Here is a 16,197-nt window from a genome sequence, read left to right on the forward strand (position 1 = left end):
GAAAAGTATAGAAATCTTCGGCTTTTATGTATTCAAAAATGTAATTTTGCTAAACTTCTTTCCGATGTACAAAAGCATTATCCGCACGCTTCTTTTCAAATTTGATCCTGAGAATGTCCATTATTTTACTTTTTACATTCTCAAAAACTTCGGTTTTCTCACCAAACTCTTTTTCCCAAAACCTCTTCAGGATAAAAGACTCGAACGCGAAGTCTTTGGTTTAAAATTCAAAAATCCCGTTGGTCTTGCGGCAGGTTTTGACAAGGACGCAAAAATGTACACTGAACTGTCGGATCTTGGTTTTGGTTTCGTAGAAATTGGAACGCTTACTCCTAAACCACAGCCAGGAAACCCCAAAAAAAGACTTTTCAGGCTGAAGGAAGATTCTGCGGTCATCAACCGCATGGGTTTTAACAATGAGGGCGTGAAAGCCGCCGCAGCGCGTTTAAGGAAAAATAAAAATGTGCTTATCGGGGGAAACATCGGCAAAAATAAAGATACGCCGAATGAAAAAGCCACTTCCGATTACGTTTACTGTTTCGAAACACTGTATCCTTACGTTGATTATTTTGTGGTGAATGTGAGTTCACCAAACACGCCCAACCTTCGCGCATTGCAGGAAAAAGGGCCGCTCACGGAGCTTTTGGCGACACTGCAGCATCTAAATTCAAAACAATCAAAACCAAAACCGATACTGCTGAAGATCGCGCCGGATCTCAGCGATGACCAACTGCTCGATATTATCGACATCGTACACGACACCAAAATTGCGGGTGTGATTGCCACGAATACTACGCTTTTCCGCGACGGACTTATTTCTCCAGTAAAAGCGGAAACAGGCGGATTATCGGGAAAACCGCTCACCAAAAGGTCAACCGAAGTAATTCGTTTTCTTGCCGAAAAGAGTGGAAAAGCGTTTCCGATAATCGGTGTAGGTGGAATACATTCAGCTGCAGACGCGCTCGAAAAACTCGAGGCAGGCGCTAGTTTGGTACAACTCTACACCGGATTTATCTACGAAGGTCCCGGATTGATCAGGGAAATAAATGAGGCAGTTTTAAGGAAAAATTAAAGGAAAAAGTTCGAGACGGTATAAATCAACAGTCCGACCAATCCGCCTACCAAAGTACCGTTCACGCGGATAAACTGCAGGTCTTTACCCACTTCGAGTTCCAGTTTTTCACTCAGTTCGCGGCCTTCCCAGTTGCCAACGGTAGAACTGATCAGATTTGCGGCCTGATGCGTGTTCTTCAGAATATATTTGTAGGCTGTCACGCGTATCCAGTGATCGATTTTGTGCTGTAGATTTTCATCGGACTGAAGGTTGTCTGCCAGCTCAGACATATTTTTCCGGACGTATTTTTTTAAAGCCGAATTTTCGGTCTCAAGCTCCTTTTTAAGCACATTTTTTATTGAGAGCCAAATATCGCCGGCATACTGTTGCAATTTTTCGTCGTGTAGAAAATCGTTTTTTATTTTCTTAAAATCTTCATTCCAACTTTCTGAATGCTGGATTTCATCAGCAAAGACCTGCAGTTTTTCCGTAATCTCAAACCTTAAAGAATGTTGCGGATCGATTTCCACTTCCTCGAAAAAGCCAGCCAGACCGTCAGTTATCTTTGCCGCAATGGAACTGTCAACAAATTTTGGAATCAGAAAATAGCTTTCACGTTTCACGCGTTGCTGCACGATCTGCTGATTATCTAAAACATAATCTTTTATCTGCGCTGAGAGACTCGTGATCATTTTCTGATGGTCGTTGTTTGTCAGGATATATTCCAGGCCAGTTCCTACTATTTTATTGATTTTCAGCTCGTCGGACATTTCGCGTGCTTTATTGGCGATGAAATTTACCACTTCGGAATCATCAAGTTTGTTTACGATATCAAAAGCCAAGGCTGTGATTTCATTTACCAAAACGTCCTGATTCCGCTCACTTGAAAGCCACTTTCCTGCCATTGCAGAAACTTTTAGTTTCTGAATGTACGGACGTATATTTTCCGGCGATAGAAAATTTGAAACAACAAAATTGCCGAGATTGTCGCCAATTCTTTCCTTGCTGTTCTCTATGAGGTTTGTGTGTGGAATTTTAAGGCCTAAAGGATAATGGAAAAGCGCCGTCACCGCAAACCAATCTGCAAGTGCACCGACCATCGCAGCTTCAGAAAACGCCCTGATATAGCCGATCCAGTGCGCAGGATTATTCTTTTGTAAAACCGTCGTCACAATAAAAATCACTGCCATCAGCACAAAAAGCGAAGTAGCGAAAGCCTTGTATCGACGTAGCTGCAGTTTCTTTTCCGTATCATTCATTATTTCAAAATTAGTAATTTTGAGGTTGGTAACTCATCCAGGGATACTTATCTCCAAAAAAATGAGTTTCATACTTATGAAAGTTTTAATCACAATTCTGGTACTTATGTCTTTGCAGATGTGTACACAGATCAAAAAATCCGAAAACTCCCCAAAAATGGAAAATTCAACCACAAAAAACAATCCATACTATTCGCGCACTGACCGTACGAAGCTTAATGTTCCTAATTCTGAATGGGAAAAAATACTGTCGCCGGAGGTGTACGCCATCGCGCGCGAGGCTGATACCGAAAGACCTTTCACCGGAAAATACAATGAGTTTGACGAGCTTGGCGAATATTACTGCATCGTCTGCGGAAACCACCTTTTCCGTTCAGATTCTAAGTTTTCGTCCACTTGCGGCTGGCCAAGTTTTTTTGAAGCCGACAAAGAAGGTGTTGCCTACCACCGCGATACCAAATTTGGAATGGAAAGAATTGAAGTCGTCTGCAAACGCTGCGACTCACACCTCGGGCACGTTTTCAATGACGGTCCGCCACCTACCGGAACGCGTTACTGTATGAATTCGGTAAGCCTGGAATTTGTAGGTGACTCTGAAAGCAAATAAAAATTGCGGAACTGATTCGGTTCCGCAATTTTTTTGTTTTAAAATAGTCAAAGTTTACGTTAATGGCGCGCCAACCTGAAGATCACAACGGTGATGCGGTTCGCCATGCGGCGGATTCACAGCCGGTTTTGGACCGATGGCGGCGCTCGAAGAGACAGACGGTGCCGGTGCCGAAACAGAAGGCTGGATAGGATTTGTATTGAAACTGTTTGCCTGCGGACTTGCCACCGGCGGTGCCACAGGTTGCACAGGCGCTGGGCTGTCAATCGGCGCACCTACCTGGATATCGCAACGGTGATAAGGCTCGCCGTGCGGAGGATTCAAGGCCGGTTTTGCACCTGCATTGGCTTGTGAACCTTCGTTTACTTCGGCCACTTGCTGATCAGGCAGCGCAGTAGAGTTTTGAGCGCTCGCTGTAGAATCAGTAGCAGCTTGACCCGCAGACTGGGCTTGAACTTCGTTCGACTTTTTGGCTTCACATGACAGAAGTACGGTAGCCGCAATAATCATTAAAAAAGGTAATCTCTTCATTTTCGGTATTTGGATTTAGTCATTAAAAAGAAACGTCAAAGCCTGCGTAGATATTTGCCGGCATGATCGGCGCGTAAACCATTCCACCGTCAAAATAATTTCCGAAAGGGTTGGTTGCATCAATGATCGGCCTTTCCTGCGTGTAGCTTGTGAGGTTTTCTCCGCCCAAATATACACGAATATTTTTATTGAAATTGCGCGAAATCTGCGCGTTAAGCGTCGCAAAAGAAGCAGAATATTCCGGCAGTCTGAATTCGGCCGGGTTTGCATTCAGATTTGGAAGTTTCTGTGGACCAACAATTTGCACAGTTGTATCAAAATTCCAGAAAGCACCTTTATCAGTTTTTTCGGTTGCATAAGAAGCATTGAAAAAGCCTCGGTTTTTAGCCATAAACGGAATCTCTCTTCTTCCGCCCTCATAATCAGCCTGTACATCATAATATTTGTAGGCCAGCCGCAGCTCGAGATTTTTTGCCGGCACAAAATCGATTTGCGTCTGGAAACTGTTCGCGAATGAGTTCCCTTCAAGATTATAAAACACAAGTTTGTTCGGCGACAGATCAAGATCCGCCAAAACCTGATCCTGGAAATCGGTTCTGAAAAAATCGGCCACCAATGTTGCTTTTCGGTTGAACAGTTTTAATTCCTGCTGCAGACTTAGGCCATAATTCCACGCGATTTCAGGTTTTAGGCCATAAATATCGCCGCCGTTCTGAGTGATTTCAATCTGTCTGTTCGAAGCAAAATATTGTTGGTTTTCAGCAAAAACATTCGCTGTACGGAAGCCTCTGCCCGCAGAAAGCCTCAGGATTGTTTTTGGAAAAAGGTCATATTTAAAATTAAGCCGTGGTGTAAACTGCGTGCCGGCTAAATTGTGGAAATCGGTCCTGGCACCGGCCACCAAAGTATATTTCAGCCCTGTCAGCGTGTATTCAAAGAAAATTCCAGGCACTGTTTCGGTTCGCTGAAAATTCTGCGTCAAGTAATCTTCATCAAAAGCGTCGTACAGAAAGCTTGCGCCGGTTTTGTATTTGTGGTTCGTATTGCCGAAAATACTTTCAAAAACAAGGTTTGAATAAAACGTTTTCTGATTTCCAAGGTAATTTCGCTTTCCGAAGAAGCTGTCTTGCTCATGGTAGGTAAACTGGTTCATCCAACCGATGCTTTGGTAAGGTTTACCTTTAAAAACATAGCCGGTTTTGTTCCAGATATCAAATTTTGAAATATCGATACCCACGCCGTACGCGCTTTGCTGTGAGCGGTCGAGGTTTTTATCAAAACTCGTCTGTCCACCAAAACGTTCGTCTTTCACAAAACTGATCCCGAAATGCGTGCCGAGACCATTATGATCGAGACCATTATAATTTAAAAGATATGCCGCGTTTATTTGGTTGCCGGTCGGCTGGTCCAGAAAGCCATCATCATTTGTATCCATTTTTGCCAGTGTAGCGTTGCCGTGGAGCAGAATGGTTTGGTTCCAATGTTCGGAAAGCAGGCTCGTTGTCGTAATGTTGGTTTCAAATCTTGAATTGATGTCACCGAAAACATTTACAGCTGATTCCGGCTGATCCTTAAACTTTAAAAGTTCCGTATTGATCTGACCCGTGATGCCTTCATAGCCGTTCGTGACCGTACTTCCACCTTTTGTAAGTTGAATTCCACCAATCCACCGGCCCGGAATTAGATTCATTCCGTACGGAGATGCAAGTCCACGGATTGAAGGTAAAAGTTCTTTCGTCAGCGACGTGTATTTTTGGTCTAAGCCCAACATCTTCAACTGTTTAGTTCCCGTAACCGCATTGCTGAATGACACATCCACAGTTGCGTTGGTTTCAAAACTTTCTGAAAGGTTGCAACATGCCGCTTTCAGCAATTCTTTTGAACTGATGTTGAAGGTGAGGCCGGTTTCTTTTTTGTTTAAAGCTGTCGCCTCGCCAAGCCGAACCACTTTCACCTCTTCGATGGTTTTGTCAACATGGTCAGCATGTTGCGTAAAATCTTTTCGCGCCGGAGCTTCCTCCATATGTACCAGTGAACTTTTTACGCCTAGCGGTAAAGCTCTGTCGTAAAGGCAGCATCCGGGCAAAGCATCGTACACGGCATTAGATGCGGTATATTTTTCGTTGTCGTGACCTACATCCGCAATTTTCTTTAAAATCGCATCTGCAGATGTTTTAGACTCATCAAAATCCAAAGTCACAATCTGTTTTTCCGGATCCCAAAATGCAGAACCTGCGCCCGCACTCTTTGCGGCAGCTTCTATCCGGTTTTTACATGACACGCAGTTTCCCCGGACGTAAAACTGATTGTTTTCCTTTAGGGATGGCGCTTGCGAAACGGTAGATGAAGCATGTTCAGTTTCAGAAACTTTCGGGAAAGAAGGTGTTCTTTCATAGTGGCAGCAGCCCGGCAGCCCGTCGTATACGGCATCGGGAGCTCTGAAACGTTCATTGTCGTGACCTACTGCGGCAATTTGCTTTAAAATAGCATCCGAAGTTACTTTTGCCGGGTCGAATTCTACGGTAAGCTGTTGGGTTTCCGCGCTCCAGTTTGCTGTTTGGGCGCCTGCTTTTTTGGCAGTCGTCTCAATGCGTTCCTTACACATTCCGCATTCGCCTTTTACTTTAAAAGTTGAATTAAGCGTTTGCGCGAATAAAATTTGGGTAAATAAAAGGGTAAAAGCCAGAAAGCTTTTAAATAAAATTTTCATTTTCTATTGAAATTCGTTAATTTATATATATAAAATGGCCTAAAAGAATATTCTTCAGGCTGTAAAGCAATAAATTAAGCGAGTTTCGGCGGTTGCCAAATCGAATGAAAAAGAGAGGTGAAAAACTGAACTTTCGATGGATAAATCGGTTCGTTTGATACGAAAACCGTCATATCTTCCAGCACATTTTCCGGGGAAAGGGATGTGAAAACCATGCTCACAACGCACGAGTGGCAGTTTGCACAATCGTTTCCGCAATTGTTTTTGTCTGATTTTTTTTTGTGTGAACTGTCGTGACAAGGTTTCGAAGTCTGTGTATCACAACATTCAGATTGATTTTGGGACGCGTCACAGCATTGCTCAGTTTCCTGCGCGAAAAGTGTTTGGGAAGGCAAAACAAAAATTCCCAACCCAAGTACAATTAAAAATATTTTAAGTGACTTTGACACGTGGGAGCAAAATTAGCAATTTTAAATCAATAACAGATTTTTAAAATGTTGATTGGTATCACATCAACTACTTTAGCTCAATTGGATTGTTGTTTTTTTGAATTTCATCCTTAAGTCTGCTCTCGACTTGCCGACGTCGGTTGGGATCCTGATTCCCCGCTCCGCCACGACCCGGCGCTCTACCCGCCTGCATAGCAGCTACAGGATCTTTCCGGTAGTTCTCGAGCTGCTTCTCATAACCCTCGCGGCTGATTTTCAGTACATTTCCTTGCGAACTCACATTCTGAATTTCGTCAACCTTGCGCGTTTCTTTAAGGTCAAAAGAATAATCGCCCTTTGAATCTTCCACTTTCACGATAAGTCCTGGAAGTCCCGAAAACTTGTACGGTCCGTCCTGAAACGGAATTTCGTTCGCAAACCATGCGTACCAGGTTCTGCCTGCAAACTGTGTTTCAGCTTTTTGTGTTTTGTATGCACCGATGGTGGCAGTTTCAGGCAAAATCGTCCACTCCAACGGCCGGTCTTCGGTGTAAGAATACTGGTTTCGCGCAATTCGGCCGGTAAATGTCTTCGTTCCGTTTGCAAAATCTTTTTCTACAACATAATCCATATTTGAGCGGAGATTTTCCATCTGTGAACGGTCAAATCCGGAGCCGCCGGTTTGGCGAGCACGTGCAAAAACCGAATCGCGCTGGATTCTTTTTTCGGCAAAGAAAACCGATTTCACAGGGGAAACATCCAAAATTGCGGTTTCAGTCTTAATGTCACCGCGCTGTGTGGAATCAAGCTTCATTGAAACCTGATAAATAAAGCGCGCGGCCTGTGCCGAAAGACTTTGTACCGAGAAGAAAAGTGCGAGCAGTAGGAATTTTTTCATAGTTTTTTGATTTAAATTTTCCAGGTTAGTTAAATCAAGCTCATCCTATCGCTGCAATAGATAAATCTGTAGACCCTAATTTGTTATTCATTATATATTGCGTAATTTTGCAATCTAAAATAAGTCTAAATAAAAACAATGATTAAGGTAAGCGACCAGGCAAAGCAAAAAGCGATTCAGTTGATGACTGAAGATGGATTCCGGCCTTTTGAAGACTATATAAGAGTGGGCGTGAAAAGTGGCGGCTGCTCGGGATTGGAATATGTTTTAAAGTTCGACAGTGAGCGGTCAGATTCCGATCAGGTCTTTGAAGATAACGGGATCAAGATCATCATTGAAAAAAAGTCGATTCTATATTTAGCCGGAACTGTTTTGGAATATTCCGGCGGCCTCAACGGTAAAGGTTTCATATTCAACAACCCGAATGCAAACAGAACCTGCGGTTGTGGTGAATCTTTCAGTTTATAAAATATTATGTCAAAATATACAGAAGACGACCTGAGGGTCGATCTTGAAAACCAGAAATACGAATACGGTTGGGAAACCGACATTGAATACGAGGACTTCCCTGTCGGGCTGAATGAAGATGTAGTGCGGATGATTTCGGCTAAAAAAAATGAGCCGGAATGGATGACCGAATGGAGACTTGAAGCTTTCAGGATCTGGCAAAAAATGGATGAGCCTACCTGGGCAAACGTTCGTTATGAATCACCGGATTTTCAGGCCATCCGATATTACGCAGCACCGAAGAAAAAACCTGAATTGGCGAGTCTTGATGAAGTAGATCCGGAACTTTTGAAAACATTTGAGAAGCTGGGGATCAACATCGAAGAACAGAAAAGGCTGGCTGGCGTCGCGGTGGACATCGTAATCGACTCAGTTTCAGTAAAGACAACGTTTCAGGAAACACTCAAGGAAAAAGGAATTATTTTCTGCGCAATCTCGGAAGCCATCCAGGAACATCCGGATCTTGTGAGAAAATACCTCGGCAAAGTGGTTCCACGCGGCGATAATTTCTATGCAGCGCTAAATTCGGCGGTGTTTTCAGACGGCAGTTTCTGCTACATTCCGAAAGGTGTGAAATGTCCGATGGAACTTTCCACTTATTTCCGAATCAACCAATCAGGTTCAGGCCAGTTCGAAAGAACATTACTAATCGCTGACGAGGGAAGCTATGTATCTTATCTTGAAGGCTGCACGGCGCCGGCACGTGATGAAAACCAGCTCCATGCCGCTGTGGTAGAGCTAATCGCGATGGATGATGCCGAAATAAAATATTCCACAGTACAAAACTGGTTCCCGGGTGATTCCGAAGGAAACGGTGGCGTTTTCAACTTTGTTACCAAGCGTGGCGTCTGTGAAAAAAGAGCTAAAATTTCGTGGACCCAGGTTGAAACCGGTTCTGCTGTGACGTGGAAATATCCGAGCTGCATCCTGAAAGGCGACAACTCAATCGGTGAGTTCTATTCGATCGCGGTGACAAACAACCATCAGTTCGCTGATACGGGCACGAAAATGATCCACATCGGCAAAAACACCAGATCAACGATCATTTCCAAAGGTATTTCCGCCGGAAAATCAAATAACTCTTACCGCGGTCTCGTGAAAGTAATGCCGTCTGCGAAAGGCGCGCGAAACTTTTCGCAATGTGACTCACTTCTGATGGGCAACGAATGTGGCGCGCACACTTTCCCTTACATTGAGATTAAGGACCCAAGTGCACAATTGGAACACGAAGCGACAACCTCGAAAATCGGGGAAGATCAAATCTTTTACTGCAACCAGCGCGGCATCAATACTGAAAAAGCAATTGCACTGATCGTCAACGGTTTCGGGAAGGAAGTACTGAACAAATTACCGATGGAATTTGCCATTGAAGCACAAAAACTGTTGGAAATATCACTTGAAGGCAGTGTCGGCTAAGATTACAGATTATTTAAAAACTAAAAAGCAAACGGTGCAGTTTTAAATTAAGCTGCTGCGTTGATGAAAATTATTATGCTAGCAATCAACAACTTACACGCACAAATAGAAGACGGCGTAGAAATTTTAAAAGGGATAAACCTTCAGATAAATCCGGGCGAAGTTCACGCCATCATGGGACCAAACGGCGCAGGGAAGTCAACACTTTCATCTGTAATCGCCGGAAAGGAAGATTACGAAGTCACAGAAGGTGAAATCCTGTTCCGTGGCGAGAATATCGTGGAAGACGCGCCGGAAGAACGCGCACACAAAGGGGTTTTCATGTCGTTTCAGTATCCGGTAGAGATTCCGGGTGTTTCTGTAACGAATTTCATAAAGGCAGCCCTGAACGAAACACGCAAAGCAAACGGACTCGAAGATATGCCGGCAAAGGAAATGCTTGCGCTGATCCGTGAAAACTCTGAAAAATTAGGCATCAAGCGTGATTTTCTTTCGAGATCACTTAATGAGGGCTTCTCCGGCGGTGAGAAAAAAAGAAATGAAATCTTCCAGATGATGATGCTGAATCCTAAATTGGCTATCCTGGATGAAACCGATTCCGGTCTCGATATCGACGCGCTTAGAATCGTTGCTGACGGTGTAAACTCATTCCGCAATGAAAACAATGCGGTATTACTCATCACGCATTACCAAAGGCTTCTAGATTATATCCAGCCCGATTTCGTGCACGTTTTGGCAGGCGGAAAAATCATCAAGACCGGCGACAAAAACCTTGCGTTGGAGCTCGAAGAAAGAGGTTATGACTGGCTTTTGAACTAGGCCGAAGTCATTAACCACATTTCTAAACGTTAACAGATAAAATTCGGATTTGCACCAGGCTGAATTCATCGGATTCAAACCTCAAATCTCCAGTTAAAAATGGCTTTATTAGAAAATATTCAAAATAATCACGCAGCTTTCCTTGAAACTCTGAAACACAGGTTTCTAGATAAAGACAGGACTTCCGCTTTGCAGAGATTCTTTCAGTACGGTTTTCCGACCAGAAAAGATGAGGAATACAAATACACCAACCTGCGGGAAATCACTGAGAAAAACTACAATTTCTTCCCCAGCGAAGCGTATAATTTCCCGAAAGAAAAATTAGACGATCTGCTTTTAGGCGAAGAAAATTTTGACCGTGTAGTTTTCGTAAACGGGATTTTAAATAAGGAACTCTCGAAAATCAGCATCGAAAATGTAGAATTTCTGTCGTTCAACTATGCGCTGAATGATCCGCTGCACAAAGAAGTGTTTGAAAAATATTTTGATAAGATTGCGGCCAAAAATCTCGCGTTCACCAACCTGAACAGCGCATACTGCAAACAAGGCTTTTTTCTTAAAGTTCCAAAGAATGTGGTAATCGAGAAACCCATTCATGTTTTCTATATTTCACATAATCAGCACGATAACACGTTTTACAATACGCGGAACCTGCTCATTGCAGAAGCAGGTTCAAAAGTGGAAATCATTGAGAGTCATCACAATTTTGACGACCACTTCGTTCTTACAAACACTGTAACTGAAATTTTCACCTACCAAAACGCGAAAGCAGATTGGCACAAGCTGCAGAACGACAGCGACAATTCTTACATGATCGATCATACGTTCGCGAAGCAGGAGCGAGACAGCCAAACCACTGTAAACACGTTTACATTCGGCGGAAAACTCGTACGTAACAACCTCGATTTCATTCATAATGGCGAGAATATCAATTCATTCATGAACGGAATCACGATCATCGGTGGCGAGCAGCTGGCCGATCATCACACCGCCGTGCATCATAACACACCGCACTGCGAGTCTTACCAGAACTACAAGGGAATCTATAAAGACAAATCCCGCGGCGTGTTCAACGGAAAGGTTTTCGTGGACAAAATTGCTCAAAAAACCAATGCTTACCAGCAAAACAACAATATTTTGCTCGATGAAGGTGCCTCTATTGACACCAAACCGCAACTTGAGATTTTTGCAGATGACGTAAAATGTTCGCACGGCTGTACCGTGGGGCAACTGAATGAAGAAGCGCTATTTTATCTCCGCGCGCGCGGTATTTCGAAGAAAGAAGCGCAGGCACTTCTGCTGTTCGCATTTGCGAGCGATGCCATTCAAAATATTGATATTGAGCCTCTCAAAGTAAAAATATCGAATTTATTGGCTGAAAAACTTGGCGTAGAAAGTGAGTTCGAATAATACGCTAAACATTACAGAACAGAAGACGGGCACTGCAGCCCGTTTTTTTTTATTGAATTCTGCGTCAGTGTGATTAAGCCCTGTTTTAGGGTCTAATACCATCACACCGCTGGCTTAAACAGCGCTTCTGAATGCTAAGATAACGTTGCTGCTGTTTAAAATTGCGCAGATGTTTATTAAGACAGCAGTATTAGGGTTTAAGACATTACATTTAAAGCCTAAAACCTTAAAATGAGGGCTTTAGACCTCAAAGGTACTGCCTTAGGCCTCATGTTTCCACTAAAATGAATTATTAAAGGGGAGTTTTTGTCTTAATTTAAATATTCTTCCAAGATTTCACATGCCGATTTAGGCAAATTGGTTCCGGGCCCGAAGATATGATCGGCACCATTCTGATAAAGAAATTCATAATCCTGCTGGGGGATTACGCCGCCCACCACAATTTTTATATCATCAGCGCCTAACTTCTTAAGTTCCTCCACTACCTGCGGCACCAAAGTTTTATGTCCGGCTGCTAAAGACGAGACGCCCAGTATATGAATGTCGTTTTCCACCGCCTGTTTCGCCACTTCCTCCGGCGTTTGGAACAAAGGTGCCACATCCACATCAAATCCCATATCAGCAAAAGCCGTCGCCACTACTTTAGCCCCGCGGTCATGTCCGTCCTGGCCCATTTTCACCACCATAATGCGTGGTCTCCTTCCTTCCTGATCTTCAAATTTCTGTGTAAGCTCCAGTGCTCTGCTGAAATATTCATTTTTACTTGCATTCATCGCATAAACACCTTGTATTGTTCTTATGTTCGCTTTATAGCGTCCGAAACTTTCTTCCATCGCGTCGCTCATTTCGCCCAGAGTGACACGTCTGCGCGCGGCTTCTATACAGATTTCGAGCAGATTTCCGTCGCTGTTCGCTGCGGCAGATTTCAACTTATCGAGGATTTCTGCAACATCGTCGCTGTTTCGGTTTGATTTTATTTCGCTGAGTCTTTCAACCTGCTTTCTGCGCACCTCGGAATTATCAATATCCAGGATATCGAGATCCATTTGTTTCTGTGAAGATTTAAAAGCATTCACGCCGATGATGAATTCCTCACCACTGTCGATTTTCGCCTGCTTCCTGGCAGCAGCTTCTTCAATACGCATCTTGGGGATTCCTGCTTCGATGGCCTTTGTCATTCCGCCTTCTTCTTCTACTTCACTGATGAATTTCATCGCCTCCTCAATCATTTTCTGCGTAAGACTTTCTACCAAATGACTGCCGCCAAAAGGATCCACGACATCGCAAATTCCACTTTCGTGCTGAAGGATAAGCTGCGTATTTCTCGCGATCTTAGCTGAATAATCCGTAGGTAGCGCGATCGCTTCATCCAGTGCGTTGGTATGCAGCGACTGTGTGCCCCCCAAAGCCGAAGACAGTGCTTCGATTGCGGTGCGTGTGATATTGTTGAAGGGTTCCTGCTCCGTAAGGCTCCAGCCGGAAGTTTGAGAATGCGTCCTGAGCGCCAGTGATTTTGGATTTTTCGGATTAAACTGCTGCAGAAGATCAGCCCAAATGACGCGCGCAGCACGCATTTTAGCAATTTCCATAAAGTGATTCATCCCTATCGCCCAAAAGAATGAAAGTCGCGGAGCAAAATCATCGATTTTCATTCCGGCTTTAATTCCGGTGCGAACATATTCAAGCCCGTCTGCGAGTGTATAAGCCATTTCCAGGACCGGCGTTGCACCAGCTTCCTGCATATGATAACCTGATATAGATATCGAATTGAATTTCGGGATGTTCGTGGATGTATATTCGAAAATATCAGCAATAATCTTCATTGAAGGCGTGGGCGGATAAATGTAGGTGTTCCGCACCATGAATTCCTTAAGGATATCATTCTGGATAGTTCCTGAAAGTTTTTCATGGGAAACGCCCTGCTCTTCCGCGGCAACGATATAGAAAGCCAGAATGGGTAGCACAGCACCGTTCATCGTCATAGAAACCGAAATGTGATCCAGCGGAATCTCATCAAACAGAATTTTCATATCTTCTACTGAATCTATAGCAACACCGGCCTTTCCCACGTCTCCTACCACGCGGGGATGATCAGAATCGTAACCGCGGTGGGTCGCCAGATCAAAAGCCACGGAAAGTCCTTTCTGACCCGCCGCCAAATTTCTTCTGTAAAAAGCATTGGACTCTTCAGCTGTTGAAAAACCTGCATACTGGCGGATTGTCCAGGGTTTTTGAACGTACATCGTCGCATAAGGTCCGCGCAGATACGGTGCGATGCCAGCAGAATACTGTTTCTCTGTGAATTGCCGTGAATCCTCAGCGGTGTACAGAGACTTCATCTCCAGGCCGTCCTTCTCAAAAAAGTAAAGTTCCCTGGCGGTGCTTTTAGGTGAGAAGTCTGGTTCTGTATTTTTGATTTTACGGCGCATTTTTGAAGGATTTATTTGAAGCGTAAAGTTACGAATTTTGGTATGTTCGCGTAGGCCGGATATTGGCATAAAAAAAGTCTTTCCGAAGAAAGACTTTAAAAATATCCTGAGAACAGGTTATTTTGTGATGTTTCCGTCGCCATCAGTTGCGTCGTTAGCCGCATCTTTCACTTCGTTAGCACCGTCTTTGATAGCTGCACCTGTAGAATCCAAAGCGTTATCTACTGCGCTTGAGTCAGACATTACCGGAAGTGAATCTGCATCCACTACTACTACTGCATCAGCAGAATCAGCGTTAACGTCAGTTGCTGTAGTGTCAGTTTTTTTACAAGAGATTAGCGTTACTGCTGCGAAAGCCGCCGCCATGAAGATTGATTTTTTCATAAGATAAAATTTTAATGACTGCAAATATAAACAATTTGGCGAATTACCAATATTTATATCGAAATCATTATACGGCACAAAAAAATGGGCTAACGCCCATATTTTTGCTTATTACGATAATACGGAGATTATCTCGCAGAATCTGCATCAGTAGTGGTACCAGTGCCCGTTCCTGTAGCATCTGGCATCACAGTAGTGTTGATAGAATCTGCATTTGGTGCAGCCATCGTATCCGGGCTTACCATCATCGAGTCAGTAGTACCAGTCATCGAAGAATCTGTGCTCATGTTTTCTGTGTTTTCAGATTTCTTGCATGAAGAAAGTGCAAAAGCAACAACAGCGATGCCGACAAATAAGGTTTTTTTCATAATAATTGTTTTTTAAGTTGTAATGTGCTGACTAAATTACATATTTTATTTAAATAACGATTATTTATTAATAATTATCTTCTTCGCCTTTCATTTTTTCTGCATTCTCAGCCATGATCACGGCATCGATCATTTCCTGGAGGTCGCCATTCATGTACGCATCAAGATTATAAATGGATTTATTAATCCGGTGATCGGTCACACGGCCCTGCGGATAGTTATAAGTCTTGATCTTTGCCGAACGGTCACCGGTAGAAACCATAGTTTTCCGCTGAGCAGCAATATCGCCCTGCACTTTCTGAAGTTCTATATCGTAAAGTTTCGTCCGCAACATCTCCATCGCCAGTTCGCGGTTCGCAAGCTGAGAACGAGCCTGCTGGCAGACAACTACCAATCCGGAAGGTTTGTGCGTAAGCTGAACCTTCGTCTCCACTTTGTTTACGTTTTGTCCACCCGCGCCGCCGGAACGCGAAGTCTGCATCTCAATGTCCGCGGGATTCAGTTCGAAATCCACTTCTTCGGCTTCCGGAAGTACAGCCACGGTGATCGCAGAAGTATGAACACGACCCTGAGATTCGGTTTCAGGCACACGCTGCACGCGGTGAACACCCGATTCGAACTTCATAATGCCGTACACTCCCTCACCTTCCACTTTCATGATAAGTTCCTTGTATCCTTTGGAGGCTTCATTCGCATCGGTGATTTCGTGTCGCCAGCCCTTTGTCTTGAAGAACATGGCGTACGCACGGTACACATCCTCTACAAAAATGGCTGCCTCATCCCCACCAGTTCCCGCGCGAAGTTCAACGATAACGTTCTTATCATCTGCAGGATCTTTTGGAATAAGCAATACTTTCAGCTGCTCCTCGATGCCCGGAATTTTGTCCAACGCCTCATTCTTTTCCATCTTGGCCATTTCCATGAACTCGCGGTCTGAGCCATCAGCGATGATTTCATCTGATTCCTGAATGGTCTGTAATGCCTGCGTATACTGATCAAATACTGTAACAATCTTACCGAGGTCACTGTATTCTTTATTCAGTGCGGAGTATTTTTTCTGATCAGAAATTACGTCGGGCTGGATAATGAGGTCAGCAACTTCGTTATAGCGCTGTTTTATGGCTTCAAGCTTTGGAATGAGCGATTTGGACATTTTAAAAAAAATTTGTGCGCAAAGATAGTGAATTGTGGAAAGAGCAAAGTAAGAAGTTGCAGACCGAAATACCGCAAGCACGAACTAAACGTTTCGGGAGGGAATCTCCCCAGTCTTATAGCCCGGATTGCAATGGCAGCCCACGCGGCGCGCCAGCGCCGCGTGGCTAAAATGGAAAGCCGGAAGGGTGTCCGCAAGCTGCAAAACCCATGTTGCTCCTTAAA

At 43.9% G+C, this 16,197-nt stretch carries 14 protein-coding genes; 6 read left to right on the plus strand and 8 right to left on the minus strand.

Annotated features, from left to right (window positions below; all coding sequences use genetic code 11):
• Positions 1–64 precede the first annotated feature (64 nt).
• The gene (locus tag H9628_RS02245) at positions 65–1,072 is read left to right on the plus strand and encodes a quinone-dependent dihydroorotate dehydrogenase (protein ID WP_251832488.1); all 1,008 of its coding nucleotides are present in this window, start codon (positions 65–67) and stop codon (positions 1,070–1,072) included.
• Here H9628_RS02245 and H9628_RS02250 read toward each other — a convergent pair.
• Complete coding sequence (locus tag H9628_RS02250) at positions 1,069–2,313, minus strand: DUF445 domain-containing protein (RefSeq protein WP_251832489.1); 1,245 nt, start codon at positions 2,311–2,313, stop codon at positions 1,069–1,071. The two genes, H9628_RS02245 and H9628_RS02250, sit on opposite strands and share 4 nt — an antisense overlap.
• A gap of 118 nt (positions 2,314–2,431) precedes the next feature.
• Between H9628_RS02250 and msrB the strand changes: the two genes are divergently transcribed.
• On the plus strand, positions 2,432–2,920 hold the full coding sequence (gene msrB, locus H9628_RS02255) for a peptide-methionine (R)-S-oxide reductase MsrB (protein WP_251832910.1): 489 nt from the start codon (positions 2,432–2,434) through the stop codon (positions 2,918–2,920).
• Positions 2,921–2,974: 54 nt separating this feature from the next.
• Here the strand turns inward: msrB and H9628_RS02260 are convergent, their stop codons facing one another.
• The 3 genes from H9628_RS02260 to H9628_RS02270 form a co-directional block, all read right to left on the minus strand.
• Positions 2,975–3,451: a hypothetical protein gene (locus H9628_RS02260; protein ID WP_251832490.1), complete on the minus strand. Its 477-nt coding sequence runs from the start codon at positions 3,449–3,451 to the stop codon at positions 2,975–2,977.
• A gap of 22 nt (positions 3,452–3,473) precedes the next feature.
• Positions 3,474–6,161, minus strand: coding sequence for a TonB-dependent receptor domain-containing protein (locus H9628_RS02265; RefSeq protein WP_251832491.1), 2,688 nt, complete (start codon positions 6,159–6,161; stop codon positions 3,474–3,476).
• A gap of 516 nt (positions 6,162–6,677) precedes the next feature.
• Positions 6,678–7,487 carry a GLPGLI family protein gene (locus tag H9628_RS02270; protein ID WP_251832492.1) on the minus strand — a complete coding sequence of 270 codons (810 nt, stop codon included), beginning with the start codon at positions 7,485–7,487 and terminating at the stop codon, positions 6,678–6,680.
• Between the two features lie 138 nt (positions 7,488–7,625).
• Between H9628_RS02270 and H9628_RS02275 the strand changes: the two genes are divergently transcribed.
• The 4 genes from H9628_RS02275 (at position 7,626) to sufD (ending at position 11,639) form a co-directional block, all read left to right on the plus strand.
• Positions 7,626–7,955, plus strand: coding sequence for a HesB/IscA family protein (locus H9628_RS02275; RefSeq protein ID WP_251832493.1), 330 nt, complete (start codon positions 7,626–7,628; stop codon positions 7,953–7,955).
• Positions 7,956–7,961: 6 nt separating this feature from the next.
• Positions 7,962–9,410, plus strand: coding sequence for a Fe-S cluster assembly protein SufB (sufB, locus tag H9628_RS02280; protein ID WP_251832494.1), 1,449 nt, complete (start codon positions 7,962–7,964; stop codon positions 9,408–9,410).
• Positions 9,411–9,485: 75 nt separating this feature from the next.
• On the plus strand, positions 9,486–10,229 hold the full coding sequence (sufC, locus tag H9628_RS02285; protein ID WP_251832911.1) for a Fe-S cluster assembly ATPase SufC: 744 nt from the start codon (positions 9,486–9,488) through the stop codon (positions 10,227–10,229).
• A gap of 99 nt (positions 10,230–10,328) precedes the next feature.
• A complete protein-coding gene (gene sufD, locus H9628_RS02290; protein ID WP_251832495.1) occupies positions 10,329–11,639 on the plus strand; it encodes a Fe-S cluster assembly protein SufD in 1,311 nt (436 codons plus the stop codon).
• A gap of 311 nt (positions 11,640–11,950) precedes the next feature.
• Here sufD and scpA read toward each other — a convergent pair whose 3' ends face one another.
• The 4 genes from scpA to prfA form a co-directional block, all read right to left on the minus strand.
• Positions 11,951–14,068, minus strand: coding sequence for a methylmalonyl-CoA mutase (gene scpA / locus H9628_RS02295; RefSeq protein WP_251832496.1), 2,118 nt, complete (start codon positions 14,066–14,068; stop codon positions 11,951–11,953).
• Between the two features lie 117 nt (positions 14,069–14,185).
• On the minus strand, positions 14,186–14,452 hold the full coding sequence (locus tag H9628_RS02300) for a hypothetical protein (protein ID WP_251832497.1): 267 nt from the start codon (positions 14,450–14,452) through the stop codon (positions 14,186–14,188).
• Positions 14,453–14,580: 128 nt separating this feature from the next.
• Entirely contained in the window at positions 14,581–14,820 is a 240-nt protein-coding gene (locus H9628_RS02305) for a hypothetical protein (protein WP_251832498.1), read from the minus strand.
• Positions 14,821–14,887: 67 nt separating this feature from the next.
• Positions 14,888–15,973: a peptide chain release factor 1 gene (gene prfA, locus H9628_RS02310; protein WP_251832499.1), complete on the minus strand. Its 1,086-nt coding sequence runs from the start codon at positions 15,971–15,973 to the stop codon at positions 14,888–14,890.
• Positions 15,974–16,197: the final 224 nt, after the last annotated feature.

This window comes from Kaistella pullorum (genome assembly GCF_014837035.1).
GTDB classification, from domain to species: Bacteria; Bacteroidota; Bacteroidia; order Flavobacteriales; family Weeksellaceae; genus Kaistella; species Kaistella rhinocerotis.